At 61.3% G+C, this 2118-nt stretch carries 3 protein-coding genes; all 3 read left to right on the top strand.

Annotation, left to right across the window (positions count from 1 at the left end; genetic code table 11):
- Nucleotides 1-700: NAD(+) synthase (nadE, locus tag ENZ74_RS30095; RefSeq protein ID WP_127313223.1), on the top strand; the 700-nt coding region annotated here is incomplete at its 5' end.
- 36 nt (nucleotides 701-736) lie between these two features.
- Nucleotides 737-1147 (top strand): GNAT family N-acetyltransferase, encoded by a 411-nt coding sequence (locus ENZ74_RS30100; RefSeq protein WP_063167907.1) that lies wholly within the window; start codon nucleotides 737-739, stop codon nucleotides 1145-1147.
- A 378-nt stretch (nucleotides 1148-1525) separates the two neighbouring features.
- The coding region (locus tag ENZ74_RS30105) for an ABC transporter transmembrane domain-containing protein (protein ID WP_206522362.1) at nucleotides 1526-2118 on the top strand (593 nt) is incomplete at its 3' end.

Here is a 2118-nt window from a genome sequence, read left to right on the forward strand (position 1 = left end):
CCGCTATACCTCGAAGGATTCGCTCAAAGATGCCGAGGATTGCGCCCGCGCTCTCGGCTGCCGCTATGACATCGTGCCCATCTTCGAGCCGGTCGAGGGCTTCCTGCACGCGCTGACGCAGATGTTCGAAGGCACCAAGGAAGGTATCACCGAGGAGAATTTGCAGAGCCGCGCACGCGGCACCATCCTGATGGCGATCTCCAACAAGTTCGGCTCAATGGTCGTCACCACCGGCAACAAGAGCGAGATGTCGGTCGGTTATGCCACGCTCTATGGCGACATGAATGGCGGCTTCAATCCGATCAAGGACCTCTACAAGATGCAGGTCTACGCGCTGTCGCGCTGGCGCAACAGCCACGTGCCGCCGGGTGCGCTGGGCCCCTCGGGCGAGGTGATCCCGAAGAACATCATCGACAAGGCACCGTCGGCGGAATTGCGCGAGAACCAGACCGATCAGGATTCGCTGCCGCCCTATCCGGTGCTGGACGATATCCTCGAATGCCTGGTCGAGAATGAGATGGGTGTCGACGACATCGTAGCGCGCGGCCATGACCGGGCGACGGTGACGCGCATCGAGCACCTGCTCTACATCGCAGAATACAAGCGACGGCAGGCGGCGCCAGGCGTGAAGATCACGAAAAAGAATTTTGGCCGCGACCGCCGCTACCCCATCACCAATCGTTTCAGGGATCGCAGCTAGGTACCGAAAGCGCACGCGGCGCGGCCGGAGACAACCATGCCCGATTGTGAGATCAGCTTCGACATGTCACGGATCGATTTCCGTGCGACATCGGACCTGTTGATGGCAAGCTATTGGGGCGCCGGACGCACTGACGAAGTCCATCGCCGCGCCTTTGCCAACTCGCTTTGCGTCGGCGCCTATGTCGATGGCAGGCAAGTCGGCTTCGGCCGGGCGATCACCGACCGCACCGTATTCGCCTATCTCGCCGATATCATCATCTGGCCGGAGAATCGCGGGCAGGGCATAGGAAGCCGGCTCGTCCAGGCCCTGATCGATCATCCGGAGGTCAGGACCGTTTTCCATTGGAGCCTGTCGACCAGCGATGCCCATGGCATGTATGAAAAGCTCGGGTTCAAGCCATCGACCGATGGCCGCTACATGCGCTTGGATCGCGTTCCTGAATGAGGCGCGGCTTGCCCGCCATTGTTGCAAAATAATCGCAGTGGTTGGACCAGATACGCTTTTGGCGTCAGCCCGTCTTGGCGGTGCATCGGAGCGTCTCTATAAGAACCGCTCCGCAATTGTCTTGCGGGAGGTCCGAATGGCAGTATTTCACATGGTAATGCGAGGCCGCGAAGCCTAGGTCTCATCCGGCGCTCCGCGAAGGTTTGCCCTTCGTGCCGATGCCGGATCGAGCACAGGCTTATGCCGATGCCGATCGCCGCCCGGTTATGGGCGATACGCCAAATATGCCACTCCGCTTCCGGGCAATCATTGGCCCTTGCGCGGCTTCTTCAATTTTCGACCTACTGGGATCGGGCTCGTTTGTGCCCGAATGACATCATGGCTCGTTTCAAGATCGATTTGCGCGCGAGCGCCTTTCGCAGCGTTCTTGGCTTCACGCTTACCCATTGGCGGCGCCAGCCGTGGCGGCTTTCGCTCATCATGGCCAGCTTCCTGCTGTCGACGCTGGCCGATGTGCTGACGCCGCTCTATTCCGGCCGGCTGGTCGACGCCGTCGCCAGCAGCGCCGCCGCCGACGCGATTGCCTGGAATGCCGCGCTGACGGCGTTCTCGATGTTGATGGCGCTGGCGCTGGCCGGCGTCGTGTTGCGCAACCTGGCGTTCATGGGCATCGTCGAGCTGACCTTGAAGATGATGGCCGACATCGCCGCCGATGCTTTCCATCGCGTTCAGCGCTTTTCCACCGATTGGCATGCCAACAGCTTTGCCGGCTCGACCGTCCGCAAGGTGACGCGCGGCATGTGGGCGCTCGACCTGCTCAACGACACCATCCTCATCGCACTGCTGCCGTCGGTCGTCATGCTGGTCGGGTCGACGTTGCTGCTCGGCTGGTTCTGGCCGTTGATGGGTGCGGTCGTTGCTGCCGGTTCGGTGCTGTTCATCACGGTGACGGCGCTGCTGTCACTTGGCTA

Origin of the sequence: Mesorhizobium sp. M7A.F.Ca.CA.002.15.2.1 (assembly GCF_003998715.1) — a bacterium.
Taxonomy (GTDB): Bacteria; Pseudomonadota; Alphaproteobacteria; order Rhizobiales; family Rhizobiaceae; genus Mesorhizobium; species Mesorhizobium ciceri.